Here is a 16,305-nt window from a genome sequence, read left to right on the forward strand (position 1 = left end):
GTGCATCTGAATAGTAACAAAGTTCGGACAGTTATCCCAATTAACTGCCTATAGTAAAATCGTCATCGTCAGATTATCTCGAAATTTTTACCAGTTTTAACCGCATCTTCAGAATAAATCTGATAAGATTATAGCTGAACGGTCGTCCGCAACTGTTCCCATCGATTCTTGCGGGGGAAGGTACACTGGTTGATCAGTCATTAGCGCCACCCCCAATGAACAACCCGATGATCTATGCTTAAAATTAAAAAAATTGAGGTGGCTTTCTTTGCAAGTACGAAAACGACGCTGGGCGCTTTCCCGACGTCAACTCACCCTTTGGGGGGCCTTTTTAGTACCCTTCATTTTGATGACCGGTTATTTTATCTATCGTCAAATGGCGCCATTTGGCACCAGTAGCTTGTTAACTGTCGACTTAGGGCAACAATATATCGACTTTTTTGCCTATCTACGCCGGGCAATCCTCCATGATCCTAGTAGCATTTTTTACTCTTTCTCTAATGGCATTGGCGGCGAAATGTTAGGTACTTGGTCTTACTATCTTTTAAGTCCCTTAAATTGGTTGTTATTGCTATGCCCCGGAACCAGCTTAACCACGGGCGTCTTCCTACTGACTGTCTTCAAATATGGCTTGGCCGGTTTGAGTTTTGCCTGGTTACTGGAGAAAACAACCCAACAACGCGGGTTTAAAGCCATTATGTTTGCAACAGCTTACGCCTTAATGGGGTGGTCAGTTGCCAATCAGCTTAACGTCATGTGGCTGGATGCCGCCTATCTGTTACCCTTGATCTTCTATGGCTTATATCAGCTCATGCACACCGGAAAATGGCGCACTTACGTCATCTGGCTAACGCTCATGTTAGTCGTTAATTACTACATGGCTTACATGATTTGCTTGTTCATGGTTCTAGCCTTTTGTTGGTTAGCCGTTGACCGCTTCTCCACTTGGCGCCATTTCGGGAAACAAGCCGGTAAGTTTGTCCTTGCATCAGCAATTAGTGGCTTGCTATCTGCCTTTATTTTACTGCCAACCTGGTGGTCACTGTCACAGAGTAAGGCCCAATATACCGTCACCACCTTCAAATGGCATTTTGATTTCTTTCCACCTAAGATGCTCGCCAAATTTTTCTTGGGCGCCTTTAACTTTGATCAAATGCCCGATGGCACAGCTAACTTATTTATTGGTGCCATCGCCCTATTAGGCAGTCTCTTTTACTTCAGTGATCGGCGAATCAAACTTCGTACTCGGATTGCTTCCGGCATTTTAACAGCCTTCTTAGCACTATCACTTTGCTTTCAACCACTAGATTTACTCTGGCATGCCGGCCAATTTCCGGTTTGGTATCCTTATCGTTTCTCCTTTATTGTTAGTTTCTGGTTAATTTGGCTCGCGGCACAAACCTTGACCGCCGATTTTCAACCAGGATGGTTAGCCATCAGCTTAGTGACCCTCATCGTTATTGCCGGTAGTGCTTACGTGGGGATTAACTTAGCCAAGTTCAAGTTCTTGACGTTAAATCAATTACTGCTAGGGTTACTGTTCGTCATCCTCGCCCTTGCCTTAATTACCCTGCCAATCAAGCATCATTGGATCTATCCCCTAACCTTCTTAGTTATCGGGGTGACTGAGGTGACAGCTAACGCATTCATCTCTTTGAACAATATTAGTTACGTGTCTCAAAGTGAATACGGTAACTACACGAATGAACTTCAACGACTCGTTAATCGCGTACAGAAACGCGATCATGGCTTCTATCGCATCGGTAAAACCTTCTTGCGCACCAAAGGAGATGCTTTCCAAACTGGTTACAATGGTGGTGGCGTCTTTTCATCCGTATTACCCAAAGCAGTCCCCACTTTCTTTGGCAATATTGGTAATCCTGACGGTGACGGCTTTGTGGAGTACAGTAACGGCACACTAGTTACTGATTCCTTGCTCAACATGAAATATTATTTCCAGCAGAACCAATTAGCAGGCGCACTCAGCGGTACCAGTATCTTACCGGCTTCATCTAATAAGGCAGATCTCGCCGATTACCAAAAAATCAGCAGTGACCACTGGGCAACAACCTACAAAAACCAGTATGCCCTTCCTATGGGCTATGCAGCCAATCAGCAAATTCTGACTCTAAAAAATAAAACCGCTGATCCAACACAGTATCAGGCTAACTGGCTAGCCGCATTAACCGGCAATTCCCAAGACAAGCAGTTATATACCGCTGAGAATTTTGATCAAGTCACCTTCCAAAATATTAATCAGCAGACTAAAATAACGGGCGCCGTCTTGCAGAAGAAAAACTTACTAAAGCCCGGCAAGATTACCTTGACCTTCACGCCGACCACCAATGATGCCTACTACTTCACTTTCGGATCAACTGTAAATCCGGACAACGCGACCTTTATCTTGAATGGCAAGACACTCAACCAATACAAGACTTACCGAAATACCATTTTGGTTAGTGCCGCAGACCACGCCAAGGGACACCAACAAAAGTTAACCATTCAACTTAGCAAAGGCTCCCTATGGTTGGATAACTTCACGCTGTATCGTTTAAACACTCCTCGTTTTCAGGCTGCGATTAATCAACTGAAGACGCAGCCTTGGCATTTGACGACGCACACTAGTCGTTACTTCAAGGGCACGATTACCAGTAAACACGCTGGGCAGGTCCTGAACACATCTATCCCATATTCCCAGGGGTGGCATGCCACAGTCAACGGTCATGCCGTCAAGACTTATAAAACGATTGGCATGTTTACCGCGGTCAAATTACCTAAGGGTAACAGTACCGTCACGCTCGCCTATTGGCCACCTCTGCTTAATGTGGGACTGCTGATTAGCGGTGGAACGTTCATTATTCTTCTCGGCGGTTGGTGGTTCTCTCGCCGCCACCAATAATTTAGTCCATTATAAAAACGCATGACCGCAAAAACTGGTCATGCGTTTTTTACTAGTGATCTAATTCCCCATTTTCCGCATACCGATAAACGGGGCCATCCGTTTGCGCATCGTAATCGACCGTCAGATCATAACCAACAAAGAACCATTGGTCACCTTCCGTAATGTAGTAGGTTACGTCGTCCTTTTTTTCTGCAACGATTGGATGGCGGGGGTGATCATCCGGGGTCATTCCCAGAGAAAACCCTTGATGGACCGGCGTTTTTCCGTAAACTTTACCGAAAAAACGAATGCCGCGGCCGGTCATTCCCATATCCTCACGAAACCACTTACTTGCTGCATCAGTCACCGTAATTTTCATATTGATAGGACTCCTCTTTAGCAAACTATGAATCCGGTTTCAACCTTATTTATACCACTTTTGCCGGGTATCTGGCAAGCAGCTTTTCACAAACTCTTGTCGTACTTTTATTATGCCTGATTTCATTCTAGTTAGCGACCTATTTGCTCAGCTGACCGCAACACCATTGATAAGTTACCGCCAACTAACCAGCAAAAAGGCCCTTAATTCAATCAATTGTATCTAGCAAATAACGATTCTTTCGCGGTTGCATACATCAAAGGTATAAAAAAGATTCAGCCCCTTTAACTAGGGCTGAATCTCTTAAATGCTTTTAGTCGACCGCAATCACTTTCACGGTCATGTCACCACCAGGTGTTGGGAAAGTCACTGTCTCACCCACACGGTGCCCTAATAACCCCTTAGCAATTGGCGAATCGTTTGAAATCTTACCAGACATAGGATCTGCTTCAGCAGCCCCTACAATGGTATATTCTTCTGGTTCGTCATCGTCTTCTTGGAATGTTACCTTTTTACCAACGGTGATTTCGTCTTTGTCCGTATCATCATTGTCAATAATCTGCGCGTATTGAAGCATTCGTTCTACCGTACTAATCCGCGTTTCTAACATACTCTGTTCATCTTTGGCTGATTCGTATTCAGAGTTTTCTGATAAATCACCATATGATCGGGCAATCTTAATCCGATCGATCACCTTTGGGCGTTGCACCATTTTTAAATCTTCGAGTTCGGCTTCGAGCTTTTCCTTACCCTCTTCAGTCATTGGATACATTTTTTCTTGTGCCATACTGGCCACCCCTTTTACTTATCTTTTTTATTTTGAACGAAACGTTCCGTCCAACTTAACTTATCACTTGTAGAAAAGGTTAGCCACGCTGGGCTAACCTGTCTTATTCTATATGCTTGTATCAGGATTGTCAAAAACTTCTTTATTACCGCTAGCTTCTAGAATTGCACGAATTTTTGTAACCAATAAGTCAATGGCAACTTGGTTCTCGCCACCCTCAGGAACGATTAAATCAGCGTAACGTTTGGTTGGCTCAACGAATTGGTGATAAGTTGGTTTAACTGTCGCCAAATATTGCTGAATAACTGAGTCCAGTGAGCGGCCCCGTTCATTCATATCCCGTTCGATTCGGCGAATAATCCGAATATCATCATCCGTATCAACAAATACCTTAATATCCATCAGGTCACGTAGTCGCTCATCATCTAAGATTAAGATACCTTCCAAAATAATCACATCACGGGGTTCCTGATGAATCGTCTTATCGCTTCGCGTTGACAACGTGTAATCATAGACCGGCTTTTCAATTGGCTCATAGCGCAACAATTGCTTGAGCTGCTTAATCAACAGATCCGTATCAAAGGCCAATGGGTGGTCATAATTAACTGCGGCCCGTTCCGCCATTGTCATGTCTGATTGATCATTGTAGTAAGAATCCTGCTGTAAAATCATAATAGAGTGGCCAATTAATTGATTAAAAATGGCCCGACTAACAGTCGTCTTACCACTACCAGACCCCCCAGTAACCCCAATAATGATCGGTCGTTTCTTCTCTGCCAACACTGTCGCCGTCCTTTACTTATTATCACTCGCAAGTGAACTTGTCTTTTCTTGATGCTGTGCGTAAGTCTTAGAGAAGTAAACCTTCCCCGTTTTGGTGTTCGCAATGAAGTAATAGTATCCCTTGCTCCGATCCGTTGGATGCAAGACCGCTTTAATTGACGAAACACTTGGGTTGTCAAATGGACCTGGCCCGTATCCTGTATGGATATACAAATTATATGGAGACTTCACTTTTAAATCTTTATACGTTAACGTCTTTTTCGTTGTCTTTAACGCATACTGGACAGAAATATCAGATTGAATGGCCATCCCCGCTTTAATCCGGTTCAAGAACACACCCGCAATCTTATTCCGATCTGCTTGGGTAACCCCTTCGCGTTCCACTAATGAAGCCAACGTTAAGACTTCTTGAACTGAGCGCTTCTGTTTCTTAATTGTGGCGTAGTTTCCTTGCAGATTTTCATCCGTTTTAGCAACCATTTCTGTAATCAATTGCTTCAAGGTCATCTTTTTGCCAGCCTGATACGTCGCTGGTGCCAGGTAACCTTCCAACCGATACCGAACATTTTTCGCCCTTTTAGCGGAACTTAATAGTTGCGGATAGCGAGCTGCTAACTGATTGAAGAAAGCTTTATCCTTCATTAGGCTCAAGAATTCTGCTTTGGTGAAATCCGTTTGAACTGGAATTGCTGTCGCAATCTGATCAATCGTTTCTCCCTCACGCACCAACACGTTGCCGGATGTACTTTGGATAGGTTCTGAAGAACCTCCCTTTTGTAATTGCATGGCAATTTGTTTTAGTGTCATTGATGGTTTTAATTGATAATACCCGGCACGAAAATTAGTGTATTTATTGGACTTCACGTAATAGTTAAACACCATTCCGCTTTTAACTACTTTTTTATCCTGTAAAATTTGCCCAATTTTATTTGATGTTGCGCCCATGGGAACGTGGACTTGCACCACTTGGTTATTACTGCTGTCCATCGGCTTCAACGACGATTGAAAGTAGTGATAACCAATAACGCCAATCGCCACCGCCAAAATAACCAGTAGACTGGCTACCCCAATAATGATCCGACGACCAAACGAGCGCTTTTTTCCCGAATCTTGTCGTGATGGAATAGGATCCTTACCATTATCCAACATATTTCCTCCGTTCTATGCCATAATCTTCTCTATTATACAGAAATTTACAGTCCGCGGGAATACGTAAACGTGACTTTGATGAAATTGTAATCTTTCACTTGCATGCCTCGTAAAAACGCGGTTAGCCCTCAGGCCAATCGCGTTTTATTACCAGAATTAACGAATTTCAGCACCTAATTCATCTTGAAGCCGCTGGGTAACCTTGTCAAAAGCTTGGTTCACCGCATCGTCCACTAACGTCGCATTCTTGTCCTGATACGTTAAGGTGTAAGCTAAAGACTTCTTGCCTTTAGGAACCTTCACACCATCGTAAACATCAAACAATTTGACGGATCTCAGGTAAGCACCGCCACGTTTTTCAATCAACGCCATAATTTGTTCGTTGGTAACCTGATTGTCTACCAGCATGGCAATATCCCGTGTGATTGCTGGATAACGGGAAATGACGTCGTACTGATTTTCCTGCTTAGGCATGTCAATAATTGCCTGTAGATTCAGTTCAAAGACATACGTAGCCCCAATCTTAAACTGTTTGGCCACAGTCGGATGAATTTGCCCCATAAAGCCAATTCGATGGCCATGCACCAAAATATCTGCCGTTCTTCCGGGATGCATATCAGGCATATCCGAATTAGCCACGTAGGTAACGTCGCCGTTAACCGCCATATCTTTCAGATAAGCCGCAACGATACCCTTGACTTGATAGAAGTCAACTTCTTTTGCCGGCTGATCCCAAGCTGCTGGTAGCAGTGTCCCCGTAATTGCGCCGGCAATGTGTTCCTCTTCGCTAGGACGCTCTGTATCCGCTTCACGGTAAAAGACTCGGCCCTGTTCATACAACGCCACATCTTTAACTTTGCGGGCCGTGTTATAAGCAATGTCATCTAATAAGCCCGTAATAATATTCATCCGCAATACCGCATGATCCACACTCATTGGCCAAGCCAAATGGGTGGGTTCGCTGGCCCGCATCATGAACATATTCGCTTTATCTTCCGTTGTTAACGCGTACGAAATCGCCTGATTTAATCCCAGTCCTTCTAGTGAGCGACGAGTGGCCCGCATCAGTTTTTGTGCTGGCGTCAAGGCCCCCATGGTCATCCGTCCCGTTGGCAAAGTTGCTGGCAACTGGTCGTAACCATAGATCCGGGCAATTTCTTCCAAAAGATCAGCTGGAATATGAATATCATTGCGCCGAACCGGTACCGTCACGGTCAATGTCTCTCCGTCAATCGCCACCGTACAACCTAGGCTTTCGAGAATATGACTAACTTGTTCCATAGCCAAAGTCGTACCCAAAACAGCATTGATTCGGCTGAGTGTCAATGTAATCACAGCTGGTGCTGGAATGTTAGCAGCCGCAACCACGGTTCCACTTTGAACCTCACCATCGGCCAACTCGGTCATCATCTGTGCAGCTGCATCTAAGGCTTCTTGTACACCAGCTTGATTGACACCACGTTCAAACCGTTGTGAAGCATCCGTGTGTAAATGGTGCCGTTGCGCAGCCTTACGAATGTGGTCATGCTCGAAGACAGCCGCTTCAATGGCTACCGTGACGGTTCCCTCACTAATTGCGGTATCCAAGCCACCCATGACCCCAGCCAAGGCGATTGGCGCGTGTTCATCAGCAATGACAATATCTTGTGGATCTAACTCATGTTCACCTTCGTCTAGCGTTGTTAAACTTTCACCAGTTTGTGCCGTCCGCACGTAAACATCTTGTCCAGCAAACTTATCGTAATCGAAAGCATGCAAAGGTTGACCATACTTCAACATAATGTAGTTCGTAATATCTACAACGTTATTGATTGGTCGATAACCCGCATTCCACAGCCGGATCTGCAACCACATTGGGCTAGGCGCTAATTTAACTTGCTTAACCAAACGCATGCGATATTGCGGTGCTAACTGGTCATCAACGTGAACCGTCAATTGATCGGCAACTGCCTGACCAGCTTCTTTAACCGCTGGTTGTTCTAACTTAACGGGTTGATCGTAGATAGCTGCCAAGTCATGTAGTGTGCCATAAAGACTTAACATGTCCCCACGGTTAGGCGTCACATCCAAGTCAATTAAGCTGTCGTTCATACCTAAGTAATCGTAAATGTCATCCCCAGGCGTCGCGTCAGTTGGCAAAACATAAATACCATCAGCGTAAGCCTTAGGCACAACATCTTCGGCAAACCCAATTTCCTGTAACGCACAGATCATTCCCGCAGATGGGACTCCCCGCATCTTGGACTTCTTGATCTTAACGTTGTTGGCAATCCGTGAGCCTGGTAAGGCCACGATGACGTTCTGACCCGCGGCAACGTTCGGCGCCCCACAAACAATCTGTAAGGGCTCGTCTTCACCAACATCCACTTGGCAAATGTGCAGATGATCGGAATCGGGATGGGCTTCTAAGGACAAGACGTGTCCTACCACGATCTTCTTCAGGCCATCACTAGGGGTGGTCACGCCATCGACTTCCACGGAAGTGCGTTCGATTTTTTCCGCCAAATCAACGGGTGAAACATTTAAATCCAGGTATTCTTTAATCCAATTATATGAAATCTTCATAGTTGGCGGTTATCCTTTCTTCGTGAATTGGGTCAGGAAACGAACATCATTTAAATAGAAGTTACGGATATCATCAACCCCGTACTTCAGCATGGCAAACCGATCGGGACCAACCCCAAAGGCAAAACCACCATATACATCTGGATCAACGCCGGCCATCTTTAAGACATTAGGGTGCACCATACCAGCACCTAACACTTCAATCCAACCAGTGTTTTTGCAAACGTTACAACCCTTTCCACCACAATTAAAACAGGTAATATCGGCTTCCACAGAAGGCTCCGTAAATGGGAAATAGCTTGGCCGTAACCGCACGTCAAACTTATCACCAAATAGTTCGTGGGCCAAAACCTGGAGCGTTCCCTTTAAATCAGCCATCGTAATATGCTTATCAATCACTAAGCCTTCGACCTGATGGAATTGATGTGAATGGGTCGGATCATCCGTATCTCGCCGATAGACAACGCCTGGAGAGATCATCTTTAATGGTCCCTGACTAAAGTCATGCTTTTCCAACGTCCGGGCCTGCATTGGTGAGGTCTGCGTCCGCATCAAAATTTCCTTGGTAATGTAGAACGTATCCTGCATATCCCGTGCTGGATGGTTCTTAGGCAAGTTCATCATTTCAAAATTATACTTGTCCTCTTCAACTTCTGGACCGCTCAGCACTTGATAACCCATTCCCAAGAAGAGGTCCTCAATTTGATCAATGATTTGCTGAATAACGTGCGGCTCACCTTTAGCAACCGGCGTGCCTGGCAAGGTAACATCGATAGCTTCCTTAGCCAGACGGGCATTTAGTACGGCATTTTCCAATTTTTCTCGCCGTTTAGTCAATGCTGCCGTTAAGTCATCCCGAATTTCGTTGGCAAAAGCACCAACCTTAGGTCGTTCTTCAGCGTCTAAATCCCGCATACCACGCAACACCTCGGTAATTGGACCCTTTTTACCTAATAACGATACCCGCACTTGATTGACGTCTTTTAGGTCAGTCGATTTTTGAATCTCGGCTAACCCACGTTCATGCAGTTCGTTTAATTTATCTCTCAACGACATAACGTCATCCTCCATTTCTAACTTACTTTTTAGACAAATAAAAAAGCTCCGTCCTAAAACTAGGGACGAAGCATCGCGGTACCACCCTGATTCAGTTAGGGATTTCATCCCCAACCACACTCAGTCGTGATAACGGTCACGTACCGGAACACCTTTTCACAACAACTAAGTTGCGTCCTGGCGACAACTCAAGAACTGAATTCACCTATCGCTTTGAAGTCTGCTCACAGTCTAGGCAGACTCTTCCTGACAAACCGTTCCGGTTACTACTTTTCTATCATCGTTTTTAACTATTACTTCAATTAGCCTAGCGGATTTGGCCGCAGAAGTCAACTACTTCTGGTTCTCCTCAAGCGGACAAGACCACTTGTCAGACCAAGCATGAACCGCCGCCATCACGGGAGCAAATTCTTGGCCCTTCTTAGTTAACTCATATTCAATCAAGGAACTATCAGGAAAAGTTCGGCGTAAAATGACACCGTTATCCTCTAATTCCTTTAGTCGCTCAACCAGCACTCGATCACTGCATCGCGGCACATTTCGCGCTAAATCCCGAAACCGTTGTGGTCCTTCATGCAAGAGGACATCGATAATCAAGCCATTCCACTTCTTTCCCAAAAAGGAAAAAGTTTGTTCAAAGCGGGGGCACAATTCAAAATCGATAGCCGTGTCTGGTGCTTCTGTCGTCTTCTTTGACATCATTTGCATATTTGTCTTGCCTCCCATCCAGATTCCTTGGAAACTAGGCGTTAGGCGTTACCTTGTCCATCAAGGCTTCCATTCGCTTACGGGCTGGTCCACAGAATTCGTAAACAGCTTCATAATCATCCACCAACGATACAATCGCGCTTTCTCGATACTTCGGCATCGCCAGCGTCGCTCCCCACATGTGTTTAAGGATAATATCCTTTTCCATAGGGCTTAGATCCGTTAACTTTTCGGCATTGCGTAAGGCAACCCGAGGATGAATAAACGCATGCGAGCCTAAATTAAACTTCGTCGTTCGCCAATCATAATAAAACAAATCGTGTAATAACCCACCCCGTGCAGTGGCCCGGGTATTCAAACCAAGTTTCTTCGCAACTAAATAACTATTATACGATACCGAAATGGAGTGATCCAAACGGTTAGAGTGATGATGCTGGGTGTAATTCGCCAGGCGTTGGACCGGCTCCTTTGCCAACAAGTCAGAAACTAAAGCAAGGTACTCGGGGTCATCACGCCAAGTAAGTTTGGTCATAGAATGCTTCCTTTTCATTAAAATTATGATTTTCAGTCTCTCAATTACCCTATATCATACTGTCTTTTAGACAAAATGCAACCAAAATGGCCTATTTCTCATCGGGTTTACCTTTTCTTTATGATTAACCCACTAATCGAAACATCACAACACCGGCAGCCACGGCAACATTTAAGGACTCTGCCTGTCCTTTAATAGGGATATATAGATTTTGTGTCGTTAAACGTTGCAAGTCTGGTGCCATACCGTTGCCCTCATTGCCCATGACAATCGCACCATTCGTTAAAGCTGGCACGTCACGATAGTCTTGCGCCTGTGGATCTAAATTAGTTCCGTACACTGGCAATTGTCGGGCTGTAAAAGCGCCAATCCAATCATGTAAATCGGCCTCTACCAATTGAATGTGAAACTGACTTCCCTGCATGGCTCGTAAAACCTTGGGCAAGAAACGGCTGGCGGTTCCCTTTCCAAACACAACGCCGGTTAGGCCCGCAGCGTCGGCTGTCCGCACCATCGTTCCAATATTACCAGGGTCTTGTACGTAGTCTAGAAACAGCCAAGCCCCCGTCGCAGTTTTAGGATCAATTGCAGTCTCATCTGGCATCGGAGCCGTCGCAAAAATGCCCTGAGGCGTGCCAGTATCCCCAATTGTCTTAGCCAGACTATCCGTTAGTTCGTAAATGGGAACGTCAGTAGGCAAGCTATCTGCATGGGCACTTAACTGCTCAGCAGTCCCCATAATTGCCGTTAAAGGTTGTTGCGCCTTAATAGCCTCTTGAACAAGATGCCAACTTTCCAATAAATAAGTCCGTGTGGCCTTACGCCCTTTTTTGCTGGCTAAGGATCGCCATTCCTTGACGCGCCTATTTTGACTAGACGTAATTTTTTCTTTCACGATAGTCCCTCGCTTTAAGTTATTTCATCTAGTTTACCATATCCGATCAATAACCGGCAGTTGTATAATGAGATAAACGCATTTTTAATCGGGAGGGCATCGTCTTATGGAAACACAAAAAATTCTGGTCAGTGGTCAAGTGCAAGGCGTTGGGTTCCGCTGGTCGGCCACACGACTAGCCAAACAGCTGACGCTAACCGGTACTGTCCGCAATCTCGCTAACGGACAAGTTGAAATCATTGCCACTGGTGAATCTGCAACCCTACAACAATTCTGTCAGCAGCTCAAACATGGCTTATCCCCCTGGATTAACGTGATGACGCTGACAACCCACTCAATCCCAACCCACCAATTTGCCGACTTCCGGATTATTATTTGAAAATGGCCGGTAAATCAAGTAAGATGTTTGATGTTAACGGCGTTCGCGCCGCTGGGAGCAATTAGGCTCTACATCGTTATTTAAAGGGGTTCAAAACAACATATGAAAATCTCCAAAAAAGTTACGGTTACGACCGCCTTGGCGGCCATGGCCCTCTTCTTGAGTGGCTGTGTGCAAACCAAGAATGGTAAACCTTATGGCTTCGTTTACGATTATCTGGCCGTACCTGGACAACACGTGATGGATTGGCTCGCCCACATCTTTGGCGGTAGCTATGGTTGGGCCATTATTATCTTAACCGTGATTGTACGAATGGTCTTATTGCCAATCATGGTTCGTCAAATGCGAAGTGCTACCGTTCAGCAGGAAAAGATCTCAATGATCCGGCCACAGATGACCGCCTTACAGAAGCAACAAAAAGCTGCTAAGACACCGGAAGAACAGCAGGCTGCCAGTCAGGCTATGATGGCTTTGTATCGTAACAATGGCATTAGCATGACCGGTGGAATTGGCTGCTTACCGCTTCTGATCCAGATGCCGATCTTCGCCGCACTATATGCAGCTATCCGGTACTCACCAGAACTGTCCAACACTGTTTTCTTAGGAATTCCATTAGGAAAATCTAGCTGGATTCTTGCATTATTGTCTTTCCTCTCTTACCTACTACAAGGATACTTGTCCATGTTGGGGATGCCAGAAGATCAAAAGAAACAAATGCGCATGACATTATTGCTATCACCAGTCATGATTCTCTTCTTCACAATGAGTTCTCCAGCTGGTCTTGGCTTATACTTCTTCGTTGGTGGGTTGTTTGCCTGTCTACAAACATTGATCATCAATTTCTATCGACCACGAATTCGTCGCGAGATTAAGGAAAAGATGAAAGACCAACCGGCTCCGGTTGTTGCACCTGTCGTCAAGCCAACACCGACAGTCACAACCCCCAAACCAGTTAGTCAAAAAAATCGTAATCGTAACGCCGGAAAACAACAGCGTCATCGATAATCAAAAAAAGATCGCCGACTTTTTGTCGACGATCTTTTTTATTCTTTCTGATATGATTGTTAATAACAATAAGCCATTTCAAAGGCATTAAATCTGATCCCCAGCCATTCGCCAATACAACGATTGTTAGTAACAACAAGCTTAAACACTAGCTCATTAACAGATTTTGTCGAACACCACTTGGGACTTCTTGTCGCGCCGTTGCTGTCCAAGACTCAACATTTTGGCCTTTCGTCTTAATTTTCAAAAAACGTTGTGGTTTTAACCGCCATTGGGCATCGAACATTACAATACGGGTCTGTCCTCGATCATTATAGGTTGTTAATCGATAAGTGTATTCCTTTTCACCAGCACCCCCAGTAAACTGACGAACTGGCTTTGTCGTGGTGAGTGCATAAACCGTTTCCGGTTTAACCACCGGATTAACATTATCCAAAGCCATTACCAATTCTGAATGCTTATTCTTCGTAAATTGTGGTAACCAAAACAAACTTCCCCCAACAACGACCACGGCACCGACCAGTAACCACAAAAAGCCTTTGACTAATTTCATAGCAGTTCCCCCTATTTAGTTAGTTACTATAGTAACTAACTTGTTGTTAACAGCATACTTGAATCGTCATTACCTGTCAATCTCTTTACGATTTTATCGTATAAAAAATCCGATTTAAGTCAACTAAACTCAAACCGGATTTTTTATTTTATTCAGATTTCGTTGAATCCTCGCTGTCGTCCACTAACAATTCTGATTGGATTCCTGGAATGTCATTGGCCGCTTGCGTTTGTTCTTTTTTAGCATTAAGCGCCTGTGCCGCTTCCGGTGACAAGATTGGTAATGAAATTCGGAAAACAGACCCATGCCCCAAAGCACTCTCAATTGTGATTTGGCCATGGTAAGCTTCGATTAACCGTTTGGCAATCGCTAAGCCGAGGCCATTGCCCCCTTTGGTGCGGGAACGCGCCTTATCTACACGATAGAAACGATTAAAAACCCGCTTGCGATTCTCTTGCGAAATGCCCTCACCGAAGTCCTGAACGGCCACTTCAAGGTTTCGCAAGTCACTTTCGTACGTCAGATGAACTTCCTTACGTGTTTGTGAGTACTTAACCGCATTATCCATCAAAATAATAAGAATCTGTTCCAAATGATTCCGATAAATTTGCGCCTGTAGTGGTTGGTGAACGTCATCATCCAAGATAAACACATAATCCGGGTGGATCATCTTGAAATTATCGAAGACCTGCTCAACCACTTCGCTGACATCCGTCACTTCATTAGGGTAATTAACCTCAATTTGTTCCGCTCGTTGGAGATCCAGCATCTCTTGAACCAAACTCTTCATACGCTTGGTTTCTTGTAACGAGGCCTTGATCGACTCATCCAAAACTTCTGGATCTTCCTTACCCCAACGATCCAACATCTCCATGTGTCCCTGAATGATCGCCACTGGGGTTCGTAACTCGTGCGAGACATCTTCCACAAATTGTTGCTGCTGATCCATATAGCGCTGTGTCGTATCCAGCATGTCATTAAACAAGCTACCTAGATCACTTAGCTCATCTTGATGATGCATCTCGGGCACTCGCTTATCTGTTTGTGGATCTTCACGTACCGCGTGAATTGTCTCCCGAATTTCTTCAACTGGCCGTAGTAAAAAGGTTGCTAGACTATAGCTCAGCACTGCAGCGGCTAAGCCCGCCATCAGCCCTAAGACCACCTCAACCTGTAACAATTTGACTTGCGTGGCACGATAATCTCGCAAGTTATCTGTCACTTGAACATAGCCCAAAATGCGATTACCTTGCTTAGCTCGAATTGGTGACCGTCCCACTAAATTCTTGCGACCAGACACCGTCTGAGTAGAAATTGACTGTTTACTAGCCCGCCGGAATGAGACATCCCCTTGCCGTGTCGCAAAGAGTGACTGTCCATCGGCATCATAAACCGTTACGGCCTGACTATCACGGGCTAAACTAGCAATCACGGCATTGTTATAGGGCGTCGGCTGCTTGGTCGCTGACACAACTGCTTGGGGACGCAACAGCTGGTTAACATTAGTACTTGTCAGTTGTTTTTGACTGTTCAACTTTTCTACAACAACGTTCAGTGTGTCCGATACGTGAGTTTTTTCCTGACGCATCAACACCGTCATAAAGCTGTTAAAAATCAAAAAAACAATCGCAGCAAAAATAACCAAAACACCAAATGCTGTTGATAGCGCCCACTCCCACTTCAAAGAAAACCGAAACCCGGCCTTCTTAGGCGCAACACTATCACCAGTTAACTCAGGGGTTTTATCGGTTTGGGTCACGACCGCATCACGTACCCTGTTCCACGGACCGTTTGAATGTAGCTCTTCTGGCCAGGAACATCAATTTTATTGCGAAGATACCGCACGTAGACATCAACCACGTTGGTTTCTACTTCTGATTCATAACCCCACACTTTGGTTAACAGGACATCTCGCGCCAAAACAACATTGATATTCTCCATCAAGGCTAATAACAATTCATATTCGCGTTTAGTCAGGTTAATGACTTCGTCGCCCCGACGTACGATGCGGTTTTCCTTTTCAATTGTAAGATCCTTGAACTTAACCGTCGTCTGTTTGGTACTCTTCTGCTCACCCTCTAGGTGAATTCGCCGCAATAGCGCCCGAACACGCGCTAACAGTTCTTCAATTGCAAATGGCTTAACGATATAGTCGTCTGCGCCATGATCTAATCCAGAAACCCGATCAATCACAGAATCACGCGCCGTCATCATAATGATTGGCGTACTCTTAACCTCACGCACGCGGCGAGCAACTTCGATCCCATTCAATTCAGGCAACATTAGGTCTAGCAAAATCACATCAAAATCCTGTGACAAGGCTGCTTCCAGGCCGGTTCGACCATTAAACTGCACGTTGGTTTCGTACCCTTCATGCTTTAACTCCAGTTCAACGAACCGGGCTAGGTTTTTTTCATCTTCAATAATTAAAATTCGGCTCATTACACGTTAACTCCTCTGGCTAATTCGCGGCACCCACTGTCAGCAAAAACACTAACAATGGACGTCCGATTCTCATTTCAACATTTAATTTTATCATATTTTCTCATAATTGTATGCCAAAACTCCCTACCCACTCACATTTAACTGAAACATTACCTATTCATCACTGTTAGTCGCTGTCTTTTGAAAAA

General features: G+C 44.9%; 15 protein-coding genes. 3 read left to right on the forward strand and 12 right to left on the reverse strand.

Annotation, left to right across the window (positions count from 1 at the left end; translation table 11 throughout):
• Positions 1–268: 268 nt before the first annotated feature.
• A complete protein-coding gene (locus ACP4IT_RS01100; protein ID WP_024855066.1) occupies positions 269–2,899 on the forward strand; it encodes a YfhO family protein in 2,631 nt (876 codons plus the stop codon).
• 52 nt (positions 2,900–2,951) lie between these two features.
• Here ACP4IT_RS01100 and ACP4IT_RS01105 read toward each other — a convergent pair whose 3' ends face one another.
• The 9 genes from ACP4IT_RS01105 to ACP4IT_RS01145 all read right to left on the reverse strand — a co-directional run bounded on the left by ACP4IT_RS01105 (position 2,952) and on the right by ACP4IT_RS01145 (position 11,735).
• Positions 2,952–3,260 (reverse strand): HesB/YadR/YfhF family protein, encoded by a 309-nt coding sequence (locus ACP4IT_RS01105; RefSeq protein WP_011667727.1) that lies wholly within the window; start codon positions 3,258–3,260, stop codon positions 2,952–2,954.
• A gap of 313 nt (positions 3,261–3,573) precedes the next feature.
• Complete coding sequence (gene greA / locus ACP4IT_RS01110) at positions 3,574–4,047, reverse strand: transcription elongation factor GreA (RefSeq protein ID WP_024525354.1); 474 nt, start codon at positions 4,045–4,047, stop codon at positions 3,574–3,576.
• A 108-nt stretch (positions 4,048–4,155) separates the two neighbouring features.
• Positions 4,156–4,830, reverse strand: a complete 675-nt coding sequence (gene udk, locus ACP4IT_RS01115) for a uridine kinase (RefSeq protein ID WP_015473615.1) — start codon at positions 4,828–4,830, stop codon at positions 4,156–4,158.
• A gap of 12 nt (positions 4,831–4,842) precedes the next feature.
• Positions 4,843–5,979: an endolytic transglycosylase MltG gene (mltG, locus tag ACP4IT_RS01120; RefSeq protein ID WP_011667731.1), complete on the reverse strand. Its 1,137-nt coding sequence runs from the start codon at positions 5,977–5,979 to the stop codon at positions 4,843–4,845.
• A gap of 156 nt (positions 5,980–6,135) precedes the next feature.
• Positions 6,136–8,544 (reverse strand): phenylalanine--tRNA ligase subunit beta, encoded by a 2,409-nt coding sequence (gene pheT, locus ACP4IT_RS01125; protein WP_024855068.1) that lies wholly within the window; start codon positions 8,542–8,544, stop codon positions 6,136–6,138.
• A gap of 9 nt (positions 8,545–8,553) precedes the next feature.
• Entirely contained in the window at positions 8,554–9,600 is a 1,047-nt protein-coding gene (pheS, locus tag ACP4IT_RS01130) for a phenylalanine--tRNA ligase subunit alpha (RefSeq protein ID WP_426855150.1), read from the reverse strand.
• Between the two features lie 333 nt (positions 9,601–9,933).
• On the reverse strand, positions 9,934–10,308 hold the full coding sequence (locus ACP4IT_RS01135; protein WP_011667734.1) for a winged helix-turn-helix transcriptional regulator: 375 nt from the start codon (positions 10,306–10,308) through the stop codon (positions 9,934–9,936).
• A 34-nt stretch (positions 10,309–10,342) separates the two neighbouring features.
• On the reverse strand, positions 10,343–10,840 hold the full coding sequence (locus ACP4IT_RS01140; protein WP_011667735.1) for an HD domain-containing protein: 498 nt from the start codon (positions 10,838–10,840) through the stop codon (positions 10,343–10,345).
• Positions 10,841–10,964: 124 nt separating this feature from the next.
• Entirely contained in the window at positions 10,965–11,735 is a 771-nt protein-coding gene (locus tag ACP4IT_RS01145) for a TrmH family RNA methyltransferase (RefSeq protein WP_015473610.1), read from the reverse strand.
• Positions 11,736–11,841: 106 nt separating this feature from the next.
• Here ACP4IT_RS01145 and ACP4IT_RS01150 point away from each other — a divergent pair, with 106 nt between their 5' ends.
• Together ACP4IT_RS01150 and yidC are read left to right on the forward strand one after the other, a co-directional pair.
• Positions 11,842–12,114: an acylphosphatase gene (locus tag ACP4IT_RS01150; RefSeq protein WP_011667737.1), complete on the forward strand. Its 273-nt coding sequence runs from the start codon at positions 11,842–11,844 to the stop codon at positions 12,112–12,114.
• A gap of 102 nt (positions 12,115–12,216) precedes the next feature.
• Positions 12,217–13,119 (forward strand): membrane protein insertase YidC, encoded by a 903-nt coding sequence (gene yidC, locus ACP4IT_RS01155; protein WP_011667738.1) that lies wholly within the window; start codon positions 12,217–12,219, stop codon positions 13,117–13,119.
• Positions 13,120–13,267: 148 nt separating this feature from the next.
• Here the strand turns inward: yidC and ACP4IT_RS01160 are convergent, their stop codons facing one another.
• The 3 genes from ACP4IT_RS01160 to ACP4IT_RS01170 all read right to left on the reverse strand — a co-directional run bounded on the left by ACP4IT_RS01160 (position 13,268) and on the right by ACP4IT_RS01170 (position 16,114).
• Entirely contained in the window at positions 13,268–13,672 is a 405-nt protein-coding gene (locus ACP4IT_RS01160; protein WP_011667739.1) for a YxeA family protein, read from the reverse strand.
• Between the two features lie 148 nt (positions 13,673–13,820).
• Positions 13,821–15,431, reverse strand: a complete 1,611-nt coding sequence (locus tag ACP4IT_RS01165; protein ID WP_011667740.1) for a HAMP domain-containing sensor histidine kinase — start codon at positions 15,429–15,431, stop codon at positions 13,821–13,823.
• On the reverse strand, positions 15,428–16,114 hold the full coding sequence (locus tag ACP4IT_RS01170; protein WP_011667741.1) for a response regulator transcription factor: 687 nt from the start codon (positions 16,112–16,114) through the stop codon (positions 15,428–15,430). Before ACP4IT_RS01170 ends, ACP4IT_RS01165 begins: the two co-directional genes overlap by 4 nt.
• Positions 16,115–16,305 lie beyond the last annotated feature (191 nt).

Origin of the sequence: Levilactobacillus sp. LN180102, assembly GCF_050106635.1 — a bacterium.
Classification (GTDB): Bacteria; Bacillota; Bacilli; order Lactobacillales; family Lactobacillaceae; genus Levilactobacillus; species Levilactobacillus brevis.

Coding starts and splice junctions, on each gene's coding strand:
- ACP4IT_RS01105 (WP_011667727.1), bottom strand. CDS start 3,260: ATGAAAATTACGGTGACTGATGCAGCAAGTAAGTGGTTTCGTGAGGAT.
- greA (WP_024525354.1), bottom strand. CDS start 4,047: ATGGCACAAGAAAAAATGTATCCAATGACTGAAGAGGGTAAGGAAAAG.
- mltG (WP_011667731.1), bottom strand. CDS start 5,979: ATGTTGGATAATGGTAAGGATCCTATTCCATCACGACAAGATTCGGGA.
- pheT (WP_024855068.1), bottom strand. CDS start 8,544: ATGAAGATTTCATATAATTGGATTAAAGAATACCTGGATTTAAATGTT.
- pheS (WP_426855150.1), bottom strand. CDS start 9,600: ATGTCGTTGAGAGATAAATTAAACGAACTGCATGAACGTGGGTTAGCC.
- ACP4IT_RS01135 (WP_011667734.1), bottom strand. CDS start 10,308: ATGCAAATGATGTCAAAGAAGACGACAGAAGCACCAGACACGGCTATC.
- ACP4IT_RS01140 (WP_011667735.1), bottom strand. CDS start 10,840: ATGACCAAACTTACTTGGCGTGATGACCCCGAGTACCTTGCTTTAGTT.
- ACP4IT_RS01150 (WP_011667737.1), top strand. CDS start 11,842: ATGGAAACACAAAAAATTCTGGTCAGTGGTCAAGTGCAAGGCGTTGGG.
- yidC (WP_011667738.1), top strand. CDS start 12,217: ATGAAAATCTCCAAAAAAGTTACGGTTACGACCGCCTTGGCGGCCATG.
- ACP4IT_RS01160 (WP_011667739.1), bottom strand. CDS start 13,672: ATGAAATTAGTCAAAGGCTTTTTGTGGTTACTGGTCGGTGCCGTGGTC.
- ACP4IT_RS01170 (WP_011667741.1), bottom strand. CDS start 16,114: ATGAGCCGAATTTTAATTATTGAAGATGAAAAAAACCTAGCCCGGTTC.